A 21,062-nucleotide genomic window follows, 5' to 3' on the forward strand; every position below is an offset into this window, starting at 1 on the left:
AATCCCTTCCTCTCTGCCAGATACTAAAGACACCAGCTAACGGTGTCTTTTTTCATATCCGCCCTTCTTAAAAATATTACACCACACTTTTATTTCTATTACCCTCCAATCATAAACCTGCCACTCATTCTTATCTTATACTAAACCTTAATGATTAAAGGCCGTCTGAAAGTTTTCAGACAGTCTCTTTCTTAAAACCTACCAAATCCCGAACCATTGTTTATCAGACTGCTTTTTATCACCGCTCTGCTGCTCATAATTTTGACGGCGAAATTGCCAAGGTGCTTGCGGATTGTCTTTTTTCCATAAGCCTTTTCGTTTTTCCTTGGCTTGTTTTTGTGCGGCCGAATAGTCAGTGTAAGCGGTTTTACTTTGTTGTTTTTTGGCATAACTTTCATAATGCCATGCGGCGCCATCCCGTATCTGCATTAAATTCAAGTCAATCGTGCCGACAGATACTTGGGCAACTTCGCGCTGGTAGCGGTCAGCTTCAAACACACGGACTTTGACTTTTTTATTCAATGCGGCATCAATCAGATTATCTCGTGATTGCGTACCATAAGCCTGATTGATTTCCGGTGCATCAATATAGGCCATACGGATTTTGTGTTTCCGGCCGTCGCTATCGATAATATGCACGGTATCGCCATCATGGATTTTGATGATTTTTCCGTTGTATGTGTAGGATTGTCGCAATGACTTTTGTTTTTGTTCCGGTTTGGGTTCAGCTTCGGCTTTGGTGTCAGATGTGGCTTTGACGACATTTTCACCCAGCCATTCATTGACCTTTTCCAAACCGATATTGTCGCTTTGTGCCAATGTTGCGGCAACGCTTACCCCTGTACGAATCAACTCGGTATCGCGTGAGCTGTAACCAAGCGCGCCCAAAACGGATAAAACAACGGGCAACCATTTTATAATTTTACTAATTTGCATATTTTGCCAAATTGAAGGCCGTCTGAAAGACCTAATACACTTTCAGACGGCCTTTAAGATTGATTAATCTTCATTAATCCTGACAAGGCAGGATGACTTTTGCGCCTTCTGCCGTACCCAAAACCAACACATCGGCGGCATCGCGGGCAAAAATACCGTTTTCGAGTACGCCGGTGATTTTGTTGATTTCGTCTTCCATTTTCAGGGCTTGGTCGATATTGAGGCCGTGAACATCGACGATTTGGTTGCCATAGAAAGTAGTATAGCCGACACGCAACTCAGGCTGTCCGCCCATGGCAAGCAGTTTGCGCGACACCAGCGAACGGGCATTTTCAACCACTTCTACCGGCAACGGGAATTTACCCAAACGGGAAACATATTTGCTTTCATCGGCAATACAGACAAATTTATCGGATGCACTGGCCACGATTTTTTCGTTCAAATGCGCACCGCCGCCACCTTTAATCATTTGCAGCGCGTGGTTGACTTCGTCTGCGCCGTCAACATAAACCGCCAAACCCATCACTTCATTCAGTGAAACTTCTGGAATTTCATATTTCGCCAAAAGCTCGCTGGATTTTTTAGAAGTAGACACGGCACCCTTAATTTTCTTACCGCTTTTACCCAAAGCTTCGATAAAGAAGTTGATGGTAGAGCCGGTACCGATACCGATGTATTCGTTTTCAGGAACAAATTCCACCGCTTTTTCGGCGGCAATACGTTTGAGTTCGTCTTGAGTTGCCATGTTGTCAGTCCTTCAGTTTGAATAATAAAGTAATTTTAAGCTCTTAGGCTTTAATCAGCAATACTGCCGCTTGCGCTTCAATGGCTTCCATACGCCCCAGATAGCCAAGTTTTTCGTTGGTTTTACCCTTGATGTTCACGCAGTTTTCAGGCAAACCCAAATCTACGGCAATATTGGCGCGCATTGCTGGAATATGCGGCGCAAGTTTTGGCTTTTGCGCAATCACAGTCGTATCGACATTAACCACCTTCCAACCCAATACCTGCACGCTTTGATAAGCCTCGCGCAACAGCACACGGCTGTCTGCATCTTTGAATTCGGCGGCAGTATCAGGAAAATGGCTGCCGATATCGCCCAAACCGGCCGCGCCCAACAGGGCATCGGTAATCGCATGCAAAAGCGCATCGGCATCGGAATGGCCCAGCAAGCCTTTTTCAAACGGAATGTTGACGCCGCCGAGTATCAAATCTCGCCCTTCAACCAACTGATGGACATCGTAGCCCTGTCCGACACGGATATTCATATTGTTTCCTTAAATAATGGGTTTTAATTGTTCAGACGGCCTTGAGCAACAATCTGACAATGTATTCGTCTTGCGGCAGCGTCAATTTTAAATTGCGCGTATCACCCTGCACCAAGCGCGGTCGGATACCCAGTTTTTCAACCGCTGATGCTTCATCCGTAATTTCACTCAAATCATCAACCGATAAGGCTCGATTTAATAAGGCCGTCTGAAAAAGCTGCGGCGTTTGCGCCTGCCATAATCCTGCACGTGCAACGGTTTCATCAATATGATGACTGCCGTCTGCCCGCTTGAGCGTATCGGCCACCGGTATGGCCAGAATGCCGCCTTCATCATTTTCGCCTGCCTCATCAAGCAAACGAGTTAACGCTTCGGCAGGCAGGCAACAGCGCGCAGCATCATGAACCAAGATATTGTCTTGCGCCTCGGCCAAACCTTGCTCCAATAAAACGGACACACCATTGCGTACCGTTTCGGCACGACTTGCACCGCCCACTCGGAAGACACGCACCTTCTCAGATAGGGCCGTCTGAAAAACCGAATCTTCCGGCGAAAGAATAACGGCAATTAAATCTATGCGGGGGTGTTGCTCAAAAATTTCTATGGCATATTGCAATACGGTTTTACCATTGATTTCAACATATTGTTTAGGTTTTCCCGCGCCAAATCGCGCCCCGACACCGGCAGCAGGAATCAAAGCGATATTGCGGCGCATCATGCTGACGCTCCGGCATCGGCCTCATTCGGCGTTTCTGCCTTGCGCCATACACACACTTCGCCCAAATCGTCCAAATATTTTTCATGCGCGGCCAGCTCTTCCGCATTGGCTTTGATGACTTTCAACTGCGACGTACGTTTAGTTTCAGCAATAACGGTTGGTTTGACTTCGCCCTCTTCTTCCGCCTCGCCGCCCATCAGGTCGAACTGCTGACGCGTCATGGCAAGATAGACTTCACCCAAAAGCTCGCAGTCGATTAACGCGCCGTGCAAGACACGTTTGCTGCGGTCAACGGAAAAGCGGTTACACAAGGCATCCAAGCTTGCCTTTTGCCCCGGAAACATTTCACGCGCCATGGCCAGCGTGTCGGTGACTTTACAGCCGAGCTCCTCAATAGAAGGCAAACCCATGCGGCGGAATTCCATATTCAGGAAGCCGACGTCAAACTTAGCATTATGGATGATCAGCTCTGCGCCACGTATAAAGTCGGCAATCTGTTTACCCACTTGGGCAAACGGCGGCGCATTCTTCGCTTCCAATACTTCAATCGTCAAACCATGCACCTTCGCCGCTTCCTCCGGCATATCGCGTTCGGGGTGGACATATAAATGAAGGTTGGAGTCGGTCATTTGGCGATTAATCATTTCCAAGCCGGCAAATTCGACCAGACGGTCGCCGCTTTCAGGATAAAGGCCCGTGGTTTCCGTATCGAGGATAATCTGACGTTGGCTCATGGTTGGTGGTTTCTACAATTATCAAAACGTCCTGAATCATACTGAAGGCCGTCTGAAATGTATAGTCAGCAAAACTTTAGCTGCTTTTCAAATACCCTTTTAACGCTGGATTTGTTCAGACGGCCTTTATTATTTTTTCATCTATTGGCCAGCTATTACTCCAATTTTGAGTAGAAAACCCAATTTCTATAAAATTTTTTAAATTTAATTTCTTTAATAATGAATACCTTACTTATTATTTAAATAATAGGAACAATTATCATTTGCAAATTTAAAAAATCTCCGTATAATACAACCCATCGAAACGAAACAACCGCACCACAGAATGAAAGGAGAAGAAAATGCCCGAAAGTATTTTTAAGCAAGTCTCCCTTGACATTCTGAGACTGCACCAACAAGCCATCCGCTCTTTAATCGCCACCAAATGTTGCGATGAGTGCGAAGTACACGACGCAGTATTCATTACTTTAGATGGCCGCTATTATGTTTGGCTTCCTTGCATGGGCAAATCGCCCCAATCAGAAACCGGCATCCTGCTGATTGAAGATGAAGACGGCAATACACGCTTGAGCTGGGTGGCCGACACACGTGAAGTCAAGCAAAAAGACAGTCTGTACAACCGCGTTGTTTCCGCCCTGCAACGAAAAATGCAGCGCACGAAAAACAAGTTCATCCAGTCGGCAAACGCCCGATTGCTCGAACTCACGCCTCAGCAAGGCCGTCTGACGACAAACAGCGAAGATTTCTCGCTTTCACCACATGACTTGATGAAAGCACTTTATCCGGCAACACATCAAATAGGAGAATTTGCCCTGTAACAGTTTTTGGTAGTGGTTTGTGTTCCTTTTGCGCCCCTTAACATTTTAAAGGGGCGATTTTTTTGCCTCTGCTTTTCAGACGGCCTTAAAACCGGTTTTCCAGTACAATAAAGGCCGTCTGAACATTTCCTACTTTTCAACCATGCAACTGCTCAAATACATCCAATCGCAGGGTCTCGGCAGCCGCAAGCAATGCCAGTGGCTGATAGACAATGACTGTATCGCCATCAACGGCGAAATTCATAATCGTGCAAAAGACGATATCGATCCGTCTCAAGTGCGCACCCTGTCTGTTGACGGCGAAGAGATTGCCGCCGTACCCATGCCCTATTTCTACATTTTGCTTCATAAGCCTGCGGATTACGAAACTTCGCACAAACCCCAGCAATATCCGAGCATCTTCAGCCTTTTTCCCGACCACATGCGCAATATCGATATGCAGGCAGTCGGCCGCTTGGATGCAGACACAACCGGCATTATTCTAATTACCAACGACGGGCAATTTAACCACCGCGTTACTTCGCCCAAACACAAAGTTCCGAAGCTCTACCGCGTTACCTTGAAGCATCCTGCCGACGATACCCTTTGCGCTACGTTGAAAAACGGAGTCCTCCTGCATGACGATAATGAAACCGTCGCTGCCGCCGAAGCAGTGTTGGCCGACCCAAACACATTGATGATGACCATTACCGAGGGCAAATATCATCAGGTCAAGCGCATGGTCGCAGCCGCAGGCAACCGTGTCGAGCAGCTCCACCGTGAACAATTCGGCGACTGGAATATCGACGATTTGGCCGCCGGAGAATGGAAATTCATCCAAATCTAAAAAAATTCCAAAATTTTGAGATATTTTTTTAAACAAAATGGATTTTTAATTTCTTTAAAATCAAACACCTAAACCTTATTATTTTTATTTAACAGAATTTAACACTAGAAGGACTGAACTATTGTATAATTCGCCTGTCTGAGTAACACTTGCTTCGAGAGAAGTGAGTAAGTGAGTAAGACGTTTTCCCCGTAATGTGTTTGGCCATCTATACTTTCCCCTTAGTATAGATGGTTTTTTTTATCTAAAATTTGACAATCAAGCGGGCATGCTTTTAGACGGCCTTTCTCATCTAAAGAAGCCATCATTGCCAAACCCATCTCCACTCATTAACTTGCCATTACTCCTTTTCTCTTTCTCGTCTCTTCCGCATCAATCTGTGCCGTTCCAATTTCAGACAAATCGTTTTATAGAAAGAAAATCTATCGGCTATCCAAGCTAGGGTTACAGGATATTATTAGACAGCCTTAGAGAAAGACCATCTTTGTTGCCGACATATTTGAAAGCACACCTTAGTGCTATCCAATCCCCTCACAACAACCCTTTCCCATATCCCACTTTTCAGACGGCCTTTATCGTTACGGCTCTTTCAATCATTCGTATCGCTTCAGACAAATTCTCTGTTTGCAGGTTTCAATACCAAGCAAACCAGAGAAACCCACTAAAAATTCTTCATTACATGGTTTTTTTAACTAATTTTCTTTTCAGACTTTAGTCAAGATTCGTTAAATCTTTGCGGTAAAATGTTGTCTTTATTTTCATGTATCTGAGTTTTTATGTCTTCCAATCAACCCCGTCAAACTTGGTCCAACCGTTTGACTTACATCCTTACCGTTGCCGGCGCGACTGTCGGTTTCGGCGCAACGTGGCGTTTCCCGTATTTAGTCGGTGAAAACGGCGGCGGCGCATATGTGTTTTTGTTCTGTATCGCCATGTTGGTCATCGGTATTCCGATGATTTTGGTGGAAAACGTCATCGGCCGCCGTAAAGGCGTGAACGCGCTGGATGCGTTTGGCGGCTCGATGAACGGCAAACCTGTTGCCAAAGTTTGGAAAGCGGTCGGTTGGATGGGCCTGCTCGGCGCATTCGGCATCATGGCCTATTACATGGTGCTCGGCGGCTGGGTCATCAGCTACATCGTCAACATCATCGGTGGCAATTTGGACATTTCCAGCCCTGTCAGCGGCGAAATAACGAAAAGCTTCTTTACCGAACACATCGAAAACAGCCCTTGGGAAATTGCGTTTTATACCTTCCTATTTGTGGTTGTGAACCAATGGATTTTGGTCAAAGGCGTCATTGGCGGTATTGAAAAAGCGGCAAAATACCTGATGCCTTTGCTGTTTTTATTCCTGATTGCCATGGTCGTGCGCAACGTTACCCTGCCGGGTGCGATGGAAGGGATTACTTTCTATCTGAAGCCTGATTTCAGCAAAATTACCGCCGAACTTTTCGTCTTCGTTTTGGGGCAAGTATTCTTCGCACTGAGCTTGGGTTTCGGAGTGATGATTACGTTATCCAGCTATCTGGATAAAAACGAAAATCTGGTTCAGACGGCCGTAATTACCGCGATTACCAATACTTTGATTGCCGTGTTGGCTGGCTTTATGATTTTCCCATCCCTCTTCAGCTTTGGCGTTGCCCCTAACTCCGGCCCGACGCTGGTGTTCCAAAGCCTGCCGATCGTGTTCTCCAATATGTGGGCAGGCCCTGTATTTGCAGTGATTTTCTTCTCACTGCTTCTGATTGCCGCGCTGACCACTTCTCTGACCATTTATGAAGTGTTGATTACGACCATTCAGGAGAAAACCAAAATCCGCCGCGCAGCGGCTATTACCATCGTACTGACAGGTATTTTTATCTTCGGCAATATCCCTTCCATCTTGAGCTACGGCCCATGGAAAGATATTTCCGTGTTTGGTAAAAACATTTTCGATGCTTTTGACTATATCAGCGGCAACATCCTGTTTATGCTGACCGCGCTCGGCTCTGCCTTGTTCGTCGGTTTCGTGATGAAAGATGAAGCGAAGGACGAATTGCTCTACAAAGGCAACCATACTACGGTCAATATCTGGTTTGCCTATGTGAAATACCTCGTGCCGTTGGTGATTCTGCTGATTTTCATCAGTAATCTGTTCTGATAAGCAAACATATAAAAAGGCCGTCTGAAATATTCAGACGGCCTTTATTTTAACTACGCTTTATTCTGCCCAGTTTTTCTTCTTACTGGTTTTACCGATACCGGGGTTGAAGCTGTTGGTTGGGTCGAGTTTTTTATAGAACTGTTTCAGCTCGGGCTTGGCTTCATACAGATGACCGACATTATGCTCGGCAGGATATTGCGCACCGCGTTGGTCAAGCAGATGGAGCATTTCATGTTCCAAAGCCATACAGTCGTTGCCTTTTTTAATGATGTAGTCCTGATGGAACACATGACACATAAAATGTCCGTAATACAATTTATGGATGATTTTATTGTCGATTTCGGGCGGCAGTGTTTCAAACCAATCACGATCATCACGACGCAAGGCGATATCGAGTGCAACCAAATCCTCTACTTCATCATCATGTACAGAACGGTAACGGATCGCGGCAGAAGCCACAGCAAAGCGATGCAGCATAGCCGCCTGCGTTTCTTCGGCATTACATTCAAAGAATGCGCCGCCATGGGTTGCAAAATATTCCTTCAAGAAAGCACGCGCTTCTTCTACCCCCTCGCCACCCATTTTTAAAATCAGGTGATGTTCATATTTATCCCGATAGTTGCGCATAGATTTCGGCAAGTGATCGGGCAAAATCTTACTGATCAGTTGCATGAATTTATCAGAGAAGTGTTTTGGTAAGAAACTTATCTTTTTGCTGAATCTATCCACACGGGCCTTCAGATCAAACAGTTTCGGAAGTTGGTGGGTACCGAACGTCTTAATGATATAAAAAGTATCTTTACCATAAACGGCAGCAATATCAAAAGCATGACGATGGATATACTCACCAGAAATAGGCAGGTTTTTAAACTCGCTCAAAGCAGCACGACGAATATCGGTCAGCTCATTAATATCATTTGTACCGATATAGAAAACGGCAGTCTGTTTTTCTTGTGGGAACGTATCCAAGCGTACGGCAAACACCATCAGCTTGCCCGCGCAACCTGATGCTTCGTAGTGACGCGCAGGGTCGGCATTAAAACGGGCGGCAGTCGGTTCATTCACTTGGCGGACATGATCGCAATAAGCATGGTCATGCCCTTTGCCTGCATTTTGAACAATGTCTTTTTTCTGATAATGGAAACCTTGCAGATTGGTCAGAATTTCTTCAGGGGTTTCGCCCAAATCAATGCCCAAATGGTTGACCAGCTCCAGCTTACCCTCTTCGTTGATTTGTGCAAACAGGGCCATTTCCGTATAAGCCGGACCACGCTGTACCAATGCACCGCCGGAGTTATTACATACGCCACCCAATACAGATGCGCCGATACAGGACGAACCAATTACAGAGTGCGGCTCACGGCCTAAAGGTTTCAGCAGCAGCTCCAATTGATTCAAGGTAGAACCGGGCAGGCAGACAACCTGTTCGTTATTGTTAATCGGCTGAATGATGTTCAGACGCATGGTATTCACAATCACAATATCTCGGTCGTAATCATTGCCGTCAGGAGTCGAGCCGCCAGTCAGGCCGGTATTGGCAGCCTGCGTAATCACGATAACATCAGCCTCAACACATGCCTGCAAGATTTGCCACATTTCCAACACCGTACCCGGGCGGACAACTGCCAGCGCCTTGCCTTCGCCAAAACGATAGCCTTGACGGTATTGTTCGGTTTTCGCCGGGTCTGTGATGATGTATTTTTCACCGACGGTTTGCGTCAGCCGGCTGATTAATTGTGTAGCATTCATTGCATACTCCTTGAGAGATTAAAATATTTATTAGATTGCAAGCATTGTAGTAATCCGTTCAATCAAAGTAAAGGCGAAACCCGTTTTTTAAACTCATCTTTTAAATAAACAAAAGGCCGTCTGAAAATTTCAGACGGCCTTTTGTTTTAAGCCTGAATAATCAGATTATTCGGCTGCTTTCTCTTCGCGAGCAGGTGCTTCCAGCAAAGCTTTGATAGACAGGCGTACGCGGCCGCGATCGTCTACTTCCAATGCTTTCACGTTCACAACCTGACCTACTTGCAGATAGTCGCTGACATTGCGTACGCGCTCGTGGGCGATTTGGCTGATGTGTACCAAACCGTCTTTGCCCGGCATCACGCTGACAATCGCACCAACGTTGTTGTCGAGGATTTTAACCACAGTACCTTCGTACACTTTGCCCACTTCCACTTCGGCAGTGATTTCTTCGATACGTTTTTTCGCTGCATCGCCTGCTTCTTGAGTAGTCGCAGCGATAGTGATGGTACCGTCTTCAGCGATGTTGATTTCAGTACCGGTTTCAGCAGTAATCGAACGAATAGTTTCACCGCCTTTACCAATCACATCACGGATTTTGTCTTGGTTGATTTTCATGGTGAACAAACGTGGCGCGTGTGCAGACAGTTCTTGCGGGCCTGCAACGGCGGCTTTCATCTGATCCAAGATGTGCAAACGTGCTTCTTTGGCTTGAGCCAAAGCGATTTGCATGATTTCTTTGGTAATACCTTGGATTTTGATGTCCATTTGCAGCGCGGTCACACCTTCTGTTGTACCGGCTACTTTAAAGTCCATATCGCCCAAATGGTCTTCATCACCCAAGATGTCGGTCAGGACGGCAAATTTGTTGTTGTCCAAAATCAGGCCCATAGCGATACCGGCAACGTGTGCTTTCAAAGGCACACCGGCAGACAACAGGCTCAAGCAGCCGCCGCAGACGGAAGCCATAGAGGAAGAGCCGTTGGATTCGGTAATTTCAGAAACCACGCGCATGGTGTAGCTGAAATCTTCAGGTTCTGGCAATACGGCCAACAACGCACGTTTAGCCAAGCGGCCGTGACCGATTTCACGACGCTTTGGCGCGCCTACGCGACCCACTTCACCGGTAGAGTATGGAGGGAAGTTGTAGTGCAGCATGAAGCGGTCGGTATATTCGCCGGACAGCGCATCAATGATTTGCTCGTCGCGTGAAGTACCCAAAGTTGCAACCGCCAAAGCTTGGGTTTCGCCACGGGTAAACAGTGCAGAACCGTGAGTGCGCGGCAATACGCCGGTTTGAATGTTCAGCGGACGAACAGTGCGGGTGTCGCGACCGTCGATGCGCGGTTGTCCGTCCAAAATTTGGCTGCGGACAACATCGGCTTCCAAATGTTTGAAAATACCTTTGATTTCGTTGGCTGCCAAAGTGTCGGTTTCTTCGGTAATCAACGCTTCTTTCACGGCATTCCAAGCTTCGTCCAATTTGGCAGAACGCGCTTGTTTTTGACGGATTTTGAACGCTTCTTTAATGGTTTCGCCGGCAATTTCGCGTACTTTTGCAACCAATTCTTCATTGGTTTCAGGTGCTTTCCAATCCCAAACTTCCGGGTTAACTTCGTCGGCAAACTCATTGATGGCGTTAATGGCCACTTGCATTTGATCGTGACCGTAAACAACCGCACCCAGCATCACTTCTTCAGACAAGATGTCGGCTTCGGATTCCACCATCAACACGGCTTTAGAAGTACCGGCAACAACCAAGTCCAATTGTGATTTAGCCAATTCGGCTTTAGTCGGGTTCAGAACGTACACGCCGTTTACATAACCCACGCGTGCCGCACCAATCGGACCGGCAAACGGTACACCGCTCAACACCAGCGCGGCAGATGCACCCAGCATTGCAGGAATGTCAGAATCGATTTCAGGGTCAACAGACACCACCATCGCTACGATTTGGATGTCGTGGTAGAAACCTTCAGGGAACAGAGGACGAATCGGACGGTCGATCAGACGGCTGGTCAGGATTTCTTTTTCGCTTTGTTTGCCTTCGCGTTTGAAGAAACCGCCGGGGATTTTACCTGCTGCGTAAGTACGCTCGAGGTAATCGACAGTCAGAGGGAAGAAGTCTTGGCCTTCTTTCACTTCTTTGTTGGTAGTAACGGCAACCAAAACAACAGTGTCGCCCATAGATACTTTAACGGCAGCAGCGGCTTGGCGAGCGATTTCGCCGGTTTCCAAAGTAACGGTTTGATTACCGTATTGGAAGGTCTTAACGTGTTTATTGAACATCATTGTTCCTTTCAAAATACCGCACTGCTAAAACACTAATAATGCACACTAAAATCCGAATGTGCATAGTTAGGGTTTCAGACCGTGCGGCAGGTTATAAACAAGCTTTCAGACGGCCTTTTCGGACGCTGAAAACAACTTTCAATTATAAAGGCAACTATCCTTAAAATCCAGTATTGATACAATAAAAAGGCCGTCTGAAACATATCCTTTTCAGACGGCCTTCAAACTTAAAAATCAATCCTGAGTCAGCAAAGTCAATGCTTCCTGATATTTTTCGACTGTTTTCTGAATTACATCGGCAGGCACTTTAGGCGCAGGCGCTTTTTTGTTCCAACCGCTTTGCTCCAGCCAGTCGCGGACAAACTGTTTGTCAAAAGACGGCGGATTGGTGCCGACTTTGTATTGATCGGCAGGCCAAAAACGGCTGGAATCAGGCGTCAACACTTCGTCCATCAAAGTCAACGTACCTTCTTCATCCAAACCAAATTCAAATTTAGTGTCGCAAATAATGATACCGCGGGATTTGGCATATTCGGCCGCTTCCGTATAAAGCTGAATCGCTTTGGCACGTACTTCCGCCGCCAATTCTTTGCCGATAATGCGTTCGCATTCTTCAAAGCTGATGTTTTCATCATGATCGCCGACTGCGGCTTTGGTTGACGGCGTAAAAATTACTTCGGGCAACTGCTGCGCTTCCTGCATACCTTCAGGCAGTTGAATACCGCAGACAGAACCGGTTTTTTGATAATCTTTCCAACCGCTACCTGCCAGATAACCGCGCACAATGGCCTCCACTTTCACCGGAGTGAGTTTTTTAGCCACGACGGCGCGTTTCTCCAAAGCTTTGGCTTCGTTTTCAGGCAAAACATCGTAAACCGTTTGGCCGGTAAAATGGTTAGGCATGATATGAGCCAGTTTTTTAAACCAAAAATTGGAAATCTGCGTCAGAATCTCCCCTTTACCCGGAATCGGATCATCCAAAATCACATCGAATGCAGACAGACGGTCGGAAGCAACCATCAACATACGTTTATCGTCAATTTCGTACAAATCGCGGACTTTGCCGGAGTAGATTTTTTTCAAGCTGATTTCAGACATTTCAGGTATCTCTTTGGTAAACAGAAGAATTTGGTATTTTAGCCCAATTTAGCATCTTTCGTCAGATTGTTTACAAAATAAAGGCCGTCTGAAACCTTATAGCTCGGTTTCAGACGGCCTTAGCCTTTGATTTTAGGGACAAACCCTAAAAACCATCATCCTATCAGATGGCAGGAGCCTGAGTCTGATCTTGGATTTGGTTCACAGCAGACAGAGAGTAGTAGTCGCCGTGGCCGGTTACTTGGTAAGTGCTACCGTCAGCAAACTTGAAGTTTTCAACTTTGTGATCGTTACCGGTAAACCAGTCATCGATGGTGATGCTGTCGTTAGTACCAACAGAAACAGTCAAGTTAGCACCTGATTTGCTCAGCAATACGTCAGAAGCTGCAACGCCTTTACCGAACAACAAGGTGTCATTACCGCTTTCTTCACGGATAGTGTCGTGACCGTAACCTTTGTCGAAGAAGTAAGTATCGTTACCGGTACCGCCGATCAGGATGTCGTTGCCGACGCCGCCGTCGAGGTAGTCGTTACCGTCTTTACCCACCAGGCAGTCGTCGCCAGCCAAACCGTACAGATGGTTGTCGCCGCCGTTGCCTTCGATGTTGTTGTTCAAAGAGTTACCGGTACCGTTCAGGTTTTGCATACCTTGCAAAATCAGGTTTTCAACGTGATCGGTCAAGGTGTAGTCAATAACGGTACGGACAGTATCGATACCGGCGTGTGCATTGCCGTACTCGATAACTTGGTCGTTAACGTTGTCAACGAAGTAAACGTCGTTACCGTCGCCACCGCGCATGATGTCCGCGCCGGAACCACCGTTCAGGTAGTCGTTACCGGCACCGCCTTGCAGGTAGTCTTTACCTTCTTCACCGTACAGAGAGTCACCGTCGGCATCACCGTAAATGGTGTCGTTACCAGCACCGGCGTAGATTACGTCTGTGCCGTTGCCACCGTAGATGATGTCTTCGCAAGCAGTACCGTAAATGGTATCTTTAGCATCAGTACCGCGGATAACGTTGCCGTCTTTGCAGTCTTCAGCTCGGATGACATTACCTGGGTTTTTGTCTTCGTGACCGTATGAGTTGTTTTGGTTATGGTCGTCAACACAGTCTTTGCAGTCTGGCTCTGGCTTAGGCTCAGGTTTTGGTTCTGGCTTAGGCTCAGGTTTTGGCTCTGGCTTAGGTTCTGGTTTAGGCTCAGGTTTTGGTTCTGGCTTAGGCTCAGGTTTTGGTTGTGGTTTTGGTTCTGGTTGCGGTTCTGGCTGTGGCTCAGGCTTAGGCTCAGGTTTTGGTTGAGGCTTAGGCTGAGGTTTAGGTTGTGGTTTTGGACATGGGATCGGTTTGATTGGATCGCAGTTGTAAGGTGGGCAAACCGGAACACATTTGTAGTTAGGAGTTTTTGCCGGTGGGCAGAAAGCCGCAATAGCAGAAACCAGACCGGTTACCGCGTTAACTACTGACACGCCGACGCTGGCAATGCTAGCGATGCTGCCGATAGAAACAGAAGATTTTGCTGCAGGAGCGCAGTAGTAAGAAGAGTAGGAAGCCTTAGGCGCGGGTGCGCAGTAAGAACTAACCAGGGGTCTAGTATAATACCCCCCGTAACAGTATGCCATAATAATTACTCCCAAAAGTTAATAAAATATTGGGTTGACGGAACGAGCAAATCCGCCCTTGCCCAATTATTATTTTAGTAATATTTTGCAAAATATTTACTCAAAAATATCAAACGGTAGAATTTGCCGATAAAAGGACGGAGTTTGGCCTATTTTTAAATTCCATTCTCCTAGCAACAATAAAAACATTAACATTGATTCACACTCTCTCAAACAGCATAGATCCTTTATCTATCTTGTTAAAAGCTGAATTTTAACTATAGTTATAGTAAACAAACATAATACCGATAAGTAGTTATTATTATGGATAGATAATATCGACAATTTACCCAAATACAGCTACATCCGCATTTTGTTCTACGCCAATAATGTGAATTTGTCGTATTTACACTATAATGACACGAACACCTATTTAACAGCTATCAGAGGAGATACTCAACCATGCGTACTTTATTGACCGGAGCCAAAGGCCAGCTTGCCCGTTGTCTGCGCGACCGCCTGCCCGAAGATTGGGAACTGATTGCTACCGATTCGACTTCGCTGGACATTACCGATACCGAAGCCGTGCATCACATGATCAAAAACTTCCAACCAGATGCCATCGTTAATGCCGCAGCTTACACTGCCGTCGATAAAGCAGAAGAAAACGCTGAAGCTGCTTTTGCCGTCAACGCAACCGCTGTTCACAACCTGGCCGCAGCCGCCCGCGCCGCACACGCCCGCTTTATCCATATTTCCACTGATTATGTATTCGACGGCGAAGGCAAACGCCCTTACCGCGAAACCGACTACACCAATCCACGCAGCACTTACGGTCAATCCAAAGTAGCAGGCGAGCTTTTGGCTTTAGCCGCGCATCCTGAAAGCACTATTGTCCGTACTTCATGGCTGTTTAGCGAATACGGCAGCAATTTCGTCAAAACCATGCTGCGCCTTGCCAAAGAACGCGATTCCCTCTCTGTCGTTCACGACCAAACCGGCTGTCCGACTTATGCAGGCGACTTGGCACGCGCCATTATCGAATTATTACAACAACCCACCTCTCCACGCGGCATCTTCCATTACTGTGGCAATAAATCGGCAACATGGTACGAATTTACCAAAGCCATCTTTCAGACGGCCCACCAATTAGACGACAACTTCCGCATTCCGGAACTGAACGCAATTACCACTGATCAATACCCCCTGCCCGCACCACGTCCGGCATACAGCATCATGGATTGCTCACGCCTAGAGACCGAATTTGGTATCAAACCGTCCGACTGGCAAAAAGCCCTGCGCGAAATTCTCCGCAAAATCGACTAATAAGCTGATTCATCTATATCAAGGCCGTCTGAAAACATATTTTCAGACGGCCTCTTTGTTTCTTTTATATCAAATGCTTTATCTATCCAGTCTGTCATTTGAAAAGTGCTACAATAGCCGTTTATTTTATTTTTCAGACGGCCTGACAATATGTGCAACCATCATCCCAAACATTCACACGATAATGACACCATCCGCATCCGCGGCGCGCGTACACATAATTTGAAAAATGTCGATTTGGACATTCCGCGCCACAAGCTCGTGGTGGTAACAGGATTGTCAGGCAGCGGCAAATCGTCGCTGGCGTTTGATACTTTATATGCCGAAGGCCAACGCCGTTATGTTGAAAGCCTTTCCGCCTATGCTCGTCAATTTTTGCAGATGATGGACAAACCCGATGTCGATTTGATCGAAGGCCTCTCGCCCGCAATTTCCATCGAGCAAAAATCCACCAGCCACAACCCGCGTTCCACCGTCGGCACGGTAACAGAAATCCACGACTACCTGCGCCTTTTATACGCCCGCGTCGGCACGCCGTATTGCCCCGAACACAACTTGCCGCTATCCAGCCAGACCGTGTCGCAGATGGTCGATGCCGTGTTGAAACTGCCGGAAGACACACGCGTAATGATTCTTGCGCCGGCGGTGCGCGAGCGTAAGGGCGAGTTTGTCGATTTCTTTGCCGACTTGCAGGCTCAGGGCTTTGCGCGTGTACGCGTGGACGACGAGGTCTATCAGCTTGACGAAGTACCGAAGCTGGAAAAAAACATCAAACACAATATCGACGTGGTCATCGACCGCGTGAAAGTGAAGGCGGACATCAAGCAGCGGCTGGCGGAAAGTTTTGAAACTGCATTACGCCACGGCAACGAGCGCGCGCTGGCAATGGAGATGGAAAGCGGCGAAGAACATTGGTTCTCCGCGCGTTTTGCCTGTCCCGTATGCTCATACAGCCTACCCGAATTAGAGCCGCGCCTGTTTTCCTTCAACAACCCGATGGGTTCCTGCCCGACTTGCGACGGCTTGGGCAACACCAACTTTTTCGACTCCGAAAAAGTGGTCGCCCATCCCGAATTATCCTTAGCCGCAGGCGCGATTGACGGCTGGGACAAACGCAACCAATTCTATTTCCAAATGATTCAATCGCTGGCGCATCATTATAAATTTGATGTCAACGCCGCTTGGGAAACCCTACCGGAAAAAGTCAGAAAAGTTGTCTTGCACGGTTCGGGTAAAGAAGTCATCGACTTCACCTACCTGTCCGAACGCGGCACCACCTTCAACCGCAGCCACGCCTTCGAAGGCATCATTCCCAATCTCGAACGCCGCTACCGCGAAACCGACAGCGAAACCGTGCGCGAAAAACTGCGCGAATACCAAAACCACCGCGCCTGCCCGAGCTGCGGCGGCGCACGTTTGCGCAAAGAAGCGCGCTACGTTTACGTCAGCGGCGAACCGTTGCACGAAGTTTCCGCCTGGCCGCTGACCGAAACCCACCAATTCTTTGAAACGCTGGATTTGGACGGCAACAAAAAACAAATCGCCGAAAAAATCCTCAAAGAAATCACCGAGCGGCTCGGCTTCCTGATCAACGTCGGACTGGATTACCTGAATCTCTCCCGCTCCGCCGAAACCCTTTCCGGTGGCGAAGCCCAGCGCATCCGCCTCGCCAGTCAAATCGGCAGCGGACTGACCGGCGTAATGTACGTTTTGGACGAACCCTCCATCGGCCTGCACCAGCGCGACAACGACCGCCTGCTCGCCACACTCAAACGCCTGCGCGATTTGGGCAACAGCGTTATTGTGGTCGAACACGACGAAGACGCCATCCGCGAAGCCGATTTTGTCGTCGATATGGGTCCCGGCGCAGGCGAACACGGCGGCAACGTACTGATTGCCGATACCCCCGAAAACGTCGCCAAATGCGAGCAATCCATTACCGGACAATACCTCAGCGGTAAAAAATCCATTGCCGTGCCGTCTGAACGCACGCCCGTCAATCCCGACCGAATGCTCGTCCTCAAGGGCGCGCGCGGCAACAACCTCAAAAACGTTACCCTCGAACTGCCGCTCGGTTTGATTACCTGCATCACCGGCGTATCCGGCAGCGGCAAATCCACCCTGATTAACGACACCCTCGCCAAAATCACCGCCCGCGAACTCAACCGCGCCCAAGAAGAACCCGCCCCATACGACGACATCCATGGCCTCGAACACCTCGACAAAGTCATCAACGTCGACCAATCCCCCATCGGCCGCACCCCGCGTTCCAACCCCGCCACCTACACCGGCCTGTTCACCCCCATCCGCGAACTCTTCGCCGGTGTACCTCTCTCGCGCGAACGCGGCTACAACGTCGGCAGATTCTCCTTCAACGTCAAAGGCGGCCGCTGCGAAGCCTGCCAAGGCGACGGCGTCATCAAAGTCGAAATGCACTTCCTGCCCGACGTGTACGTCCCCTGCGAAGTCTGCCACGGCAAACGCTACAACCGCGAAACGCTCGAAATCCAATACAAAGGCAAAAACATCAGCCAAGTCCTCGACATGACCGTTGAAGAAGCCCGCGAATTTTTCGACGCCGTTCCCACCGTATCGCGCAAACTGCAAACTCTGATGGACGTAGGCCTCGGTTACATCCGCCTCGGCCAATCCGCCACGACCCTCTCCGGCGGCGAAGCCCAACGCGTCAAACTCGCCTTGGAACTCTCCAAACGCGACACCGGCAGAACGCTCTACATCCTCGACGAACCCACCACCGGCCTGCACTTCGCCGACATCGCCCTATTGCTGGAAGTCATAGGTCGTCTGAAAGGCAAAGGCAACTCGATAGTGATTATCGAGCATAATCTGGATGTGATTAAAACAGCGGATTGGATTGTGGATTTGGGGCCGGAAGGCGGCGATGGTGGTGGTAAAATTATCGCTTCAGGTAGCCCTGAGGAAGTGGCGAGGGTTAAGGGAAGTTATACTGGAAAGTATTTGAAGACAGTTTTATAAAGGAAAATAGCAATGTCTTTTGATAATGATTTTTATAGAGATGAAATTTCTGATATTCAAGATAGCATTAAAGCTCAAGATGCTAAAATTGGTATTCTATGTGTGATTTGCTTTCTGCCAATTAGCCAAGCAACAAACTCTGCTGAGCTAATCACTAAAATATTACAACATTCTTGCTTCGGAAAAATACTAATATTTATCATTGGATTATCTTGGTTTTTATCTATTGGCTCATTATTTTTTGCTCTGTATCCAAGATTTAAGAAAAAGCATCCTACTCTTGCAGAGAAAGAAACGAAAGATCATAATGTTCAACAATTAGAAATTGAATTAAATAACTTATACGATATATTAAAAATTAAAATATCTGCTATTAAAATAGCCTTATGGGCTATTTCATTATTTTGCTTATTATGTCTCCTTGCCATTATATTTTCGATTTAAGGGATGAAAATGACTAGCTATATGAATGATTTTCAGAGAGAAATGATACAAGATTTAATTAATAAACAATTAGATATTGCTGATCAATTTTGGAAAGAAAGTGGATCAAATTTGGAAAATGAAGAATCTAAAAGGCGTGAGCTTGCTTTTGAAAGCCTTAATAAGTCTGAAAGTATAGTTTGTGATAGTGCAGAACCCCTTGATACTAGGTTACCGGGGGTCCCTAAAATTCCTGAATACAAAAGTAGAAATGAAGAATTAATTGCACTAGTTGCTGACATGCGAGACTCAACTAAACATGCAAAAACCCAAATTAATGTACAAGGACAACCTTTTAGTCCTTTGCGCAGAATTTTTCTAGAAACATCAGCCTTATTACCAGCTATAGAAAAAACTATAAACTTTGAAAATGGGGAAGTCACAGAATATCTAGGAGATGGGGTTTTAGGTTTCTTTCAGTTGACAGGAGAAGATGAGGATATTTATAAAGTTAATAGAACAGCTCAAAGGATTATCTTTGATGTCAGAGAATTAGTAAATAATTCAATATCTAACAGATACGGGTTACCTAAAGAAATTCATATAGGTGTTGGATTAGCAAAAAGTCATACTATCATACATGCAATTGGTTTAGATAATAAGAAACATGTAAAAGCGTTTGGTAGTTGCGTATATGATGCAACAAAATTATCATCTGGCCGTAATAAAATTGGTGTTTCTCCTGAAATTCGAAAGATGTGGCCACAAGGAAGGGGAGGTCAGATTCGTTTTAGACCTAAAAACTTCCTAAATATTTTTTCAGGATTTGAAATTACAAATTCAAATGAATAATTATATAAGCAAGCCGTAGCCTGCATACTCAACCGACCGCGTGCGTGGCTGCACCACACACCCTACCTGTGAATTACACGGAACTTCAAAACCAGCGCGTAGGGTGTGTGCGGTACGCACGCACGCGGTTGTTTGATTGATGGCTTTCTGTTGTAAATTAAACTTAGTTAAAACTAACGCTTTCAGACGGCATGAAAAATGGCCGTCTGAAAATTGAAAATATTTCATCTAAAATAACTCTCCTAACTCACAAAACAAAAAACGGATTCCAAATCATTGGAATCCGTTTTTCTGTAAAGCTTAGCCGTATTATTTAGCTTCTTCTTTAGCGTCTTCAGCAGCTTCTTTGGCATCTTCCGCTGCGTCTTTTGCTTCTTCTTTAGCCTCTTCAGCGGCATCTTTGGCTTCTTCGGCTTTTTCTTCAGGAGTTTCTGCAGCAGGAACGCCTTTCAAAGCGTCCAAAGAAGTTTTACAAGTTGCATCACGTTGGTCTGCAGGCAGGTTTTTCAACGCCTCTTTGGTTTGTTCGAAAGATTTTTGCATCATGTCTTTGGTTGCGGCATCTACGTCTTTAGTTGCTTCGGCAAATGCTTTTTCGTACTCGTCACAAACGGCAGAAGAAGATGAGCCTGAACCGCCGCCGCATGCTGACAGGGACAGAGCAGCCAACAAAGCTGCCAATAAAGCTGATGTTTTCATGTGTCTCTCGCTTTTTTTGAATTTGGGTTAAAGGATGTTATATGTTAATTCATTATATTACAGTGTCAAGCATTGTTGTTTAATTTAATTAAAATCATGCAGCTGAAAGAATCAATCTATCTAAAACATGCTAAAGGCCGTCTGAAATTTCAGACGGCCTTTGCTTTTTTTAAGTAATCCTTTTTTCAATGATTACGCCGCTTTACGGTGATAATGTCTGAGCGCATGCTCTTTGCGCCGTCCGCTTGAGAAGGCGGATACTCGCTTCAGATACCCGATGACGCGGGTGCCGTAGTCGATGTCGTGCGAGCCGCAGGCTGAACAGGCGTGCAGGGTGCGTTTATCGATATGGCCGCATTCGTTGCAGATGGTGATGCGCACGTTCACGCAGAAGTAGTTGCAGCCGGTTTGCGCGGCGATGTCCAAGAGCGAGCGGTAGCCGGATTCGGGCAGGGCTTCGTCAAGGTTCAGGTGCAGCGCGGAGCCGCCGTCGAGCCAGTCCACCAGTTCTTTGCCGTGCAGCAGGAATTTGTCGAGCGCGTTGATTTCTTCGTCTTCGACGACGTAGAAATAGGAGTTGTAGCATTC

At 46.9% G+C, this 21,062-nt stretch carries 18 protein-coding genes; 7 read left to right on the forward strand and 11 right to left on the reverse strand.

Annotated features, from left to right (window positions below):
• Positions 1-198: 198 nt before the first annotated feature.
• The 5 genes from ACTHUR_RS10375 to dnaQ all read right to left on the reverse strand — a co-directional run bounded on the left by ACTHUR_RS10375 (position 199) and on the right by dnaQ (position 3,656).
• The gene (locus ACTHUR_RS10375) at positions 199-936 is read right to left on the reverse strand and encodes a thermonuclease family protein (protein ID WP_004519739.1); all 738 of its coding nucleotides are present in this window, start codon (positions 934-936) and stop codon (positions 199-201) included.
• 73 nt (positions 937-1,009) lie between these two features.
• On the reverse strand, positions 1,010-1,681 hold the full coding sequence (gene rpiA, locus ACTHUR_RS10380) for a ribose-5-phosphate isomerase RpiA (protein ID WP_003679072.1): 672 nt from the start codon (positions 1,679-1,681) through the stop codon (positions 1,010-1,012).
• Positions 1,682-1,724: 43 nt separating this feature from the next.
• The gene (ispF, locus tag ACTHUR_RS10385) at positions 1,725-2,204 is read right to left on the reverse strand and encodes a 2-C-methyl-D-erythritol 2,4-cyclodiphosphate synthase (protein WP_004519740.1); all 480 of its coding nucleotides are present in this window, start codon (positions 2,202-2,204) and stop codon (positions 1,725-1,727) included.
• Positions 2,205-2,235: 31 nt separating this feature from the next.
• Positions 2,236-2,922 carry a 2-C-methyl-D-erythritol 4-phosphate cytidylyltransferase gene (ispD, locus tag ACTHUR_RS10390; RefSeq protein WP_049336624.1) on the reverse strand — a complete coding sequence of 229 codons (687 nt, stop codon included), beginning with the start codon at positions 2,920-2,922 and terminating at the stop codon, positions 2,236-2,238.
• Positions 2,919-3,656: a DNA polymerase III subunit epsilon gene (dnaQ, locus tag ACTHUR_RS10395; protein ID WP_049336622.1), complete on the reverse strand. Its 738-nt coding sequence runs from the start codon at positions 3,654-3,656 to the stop codon at positions 2,919-2,921. Before dnaQ ends, ispD begins: the two co-directional genes overlap by 4 nt.
• 341 nt (positions 3,657-3,997) lie before the next feature.
• Between dnaQ and ACTHUR_RS10400 the strand changes: the two genes are divergently transcribed.
• From ACTHUR_RS10400 to ACTHUR_RS10410, 3 genes are all read left to right on the forward strand, one after another.
• A complete protein-coding gene (locus ACTHUR_RS10400; RefSeq protein WP_003746951.1) occupies positions 3,998-4,474 on the forward strand; it encodes a hypothetical protein in 477 nt (158 codons plus the stop codon).
• Between the two features lie 142 nt (positions 4,475-4,616).
• Positions 4,617-5,300: a 16S rRNA pseudouridine(516) synthase gene (locus ACTHUR_RS10405; RefSeq protein ID WP_049336621.1), complete on the forward strand. Its 684-nt coding sequence runs from the start codon at positions 4,617-4,619 to the stop codon at positions 5,298-5,300.
• A 776-nt stretch (positions 5,301-6,076) separates the two neighbouring features.
• Positions 6,077-7,441: a sodium-dependent transporter gene (locus ACTHUR_RS10410; protein ID WP_049336619.1), complete on the forward strand. Its 1,365-nt coding sequence runs from the start codon at positions 6,077-6,079 to the stop codon at positions 7,439-7,441.
• A 60-nt stretch (positions 7,442-7,501) separates the two neighbouring features.
• Here ACTHUR_RS10410 and dld read toward each other — a convergent pair whose 3' ends face one another.
• The 4 genes from dld to ACTHUR_RS10430 form a co-directional block, all read right to left on the reverse strand.
• Positions 7,502-9,193, reverse strand: a complete 1,692-nt coding sequence (gene dld / locus ACTHUR_RS10415; protein ID WP_036490674.1) for a D-lactate dehydrogenase — start codon at positions 9,191-9,193, stop codon at positions 7,502-7,504.
• 165 nt (positions 9,194-9,358) lie between these two features.
• Positions 9,359-11,482 (reverse strand): polyribonucleotide nucleotidyltransferase, encoded by a 2,124-nt coding sequence (pnp, locus tag ACTHUR_RS10420; RefSeq protein ID WP_107697060.1) that lies wholly within the window; start codon positions 11,480-11,482, stop codon positions 9,359-9,361.
• A 234-nt stretch (positions 11,483-11,716) separates the two neighbouring features.
• Positions 11,717-12,580: a phosphoribosylaminoimidazolesuccinocarboxamide synthase gene (locus ACTHUR_RS10425; RefSeq protein WP_049322835.1), complete on the reverse strand. Its 864-nt coding sequence runs from the start codon at positions 12,578-12,580 to the stop codon at positions 11,717-11,719.
• 163 nt (positions 12,581-12,743) lie between these two features.
• On the reverse strand, positions 12,744-14,198 hold the full coding sequence (locus ACTHUR_RS10430; protein ID WP_371440882.1) for a calcium-binding protein: 1,455 nt from the start codon (positions 14,196-14,198) through the stop codon (positions 12,744-12,746).
• A 441-nt stretch (positions 14,199-14,639) separates the two neighbouring features.
• Here ACTHUR_RS10430 and rfbD point away from each other — a divergent pair, with 441 nt between their 5' ends.
• The 4 genes from rfbD (at position 14,640) to ACTHUR_RS10450 (ending at position 19,775) form a co-directional block, all read left to right on the forward strand.
• Entirely contained in the window at positions 14,640-15,503 is an 864-nt protein-coding gene (rfbD, locus tag ACTHUR_RS10435; RefSeq protein WP_314765942.1) for a dTDP-4-dehydrorhamnose reductase, read from the forward strand.
• Between the two features lie 150 nt (positions 15,504-15,653).
• Positions 15,654-18,500: an excinuclease ABC subunit UvrA gene (gene uvrA / locus ACTHUR_RS10440; protein ID WP_440361171.1), complete on the forward strand. Its 2,847-nt coding sequence runs from the start codon at positions 15,654-15,656 to the stop codon at positions 18,498-18,500.
• Between the two features lie 12 nt (positions 18,501-18,512).
• Positions 18,513-18,944 (forward strand): hypothetical protein, encoded by a 432-nt coding sequence (locus ACTHUR_RS10445; protein ID WP_314376869.1) that lies wholly within the window; start codon positions 18,513-18,515, stop codon positions 18,942-18,944.
• Between the two features lie 9 nt (positions 18,945-18,953).
• On the forward strand, positions 18,954-19,775 hold the full coding sequence (locus ACTHUR_RS10450; protein ID WP_314765940.1) for a hypothetical protein: 822 nt from the start codon (positions 18,954-18,956) through the stop codon (positions 19,773-19,775).
• 309 nt (positions 19,776-20,084) lie between these two features.
• On the opposite strand, the gene ACTHUR_RS10455 is transcribed toward ACTHUR_RS10450, so the two are convergent.
• Both ACTHUR_RS10455 and nrdD read right to left on the reverse strand, forming a co-directional pair.
• Positions 20,085-20,474: a DUF5339 family protein gene (locus ACTHUR_RS10455; protein WP_070504841.1), complete on the reverse strand. Its 390-nt coding sequence runs from the start codon at positions 20,472-20,474 to the stop codon at positions 20,085-20,087.
• 192 nt (positions 20,475-20,666) lie between these two features.
• The coding region (gene nrdD, locus ACTHUR_RS10460) for an anaerobic ribonucleoside-triphosphate reductase (RefSeq protein WP_440398548.1) at positions 20,667-21,062 on the reverse strand (396 nt) is incomplete at its 5' end.

It is taken from the genome of Neisseria sp. P0021.S007 (assembly GCF_051956855.1).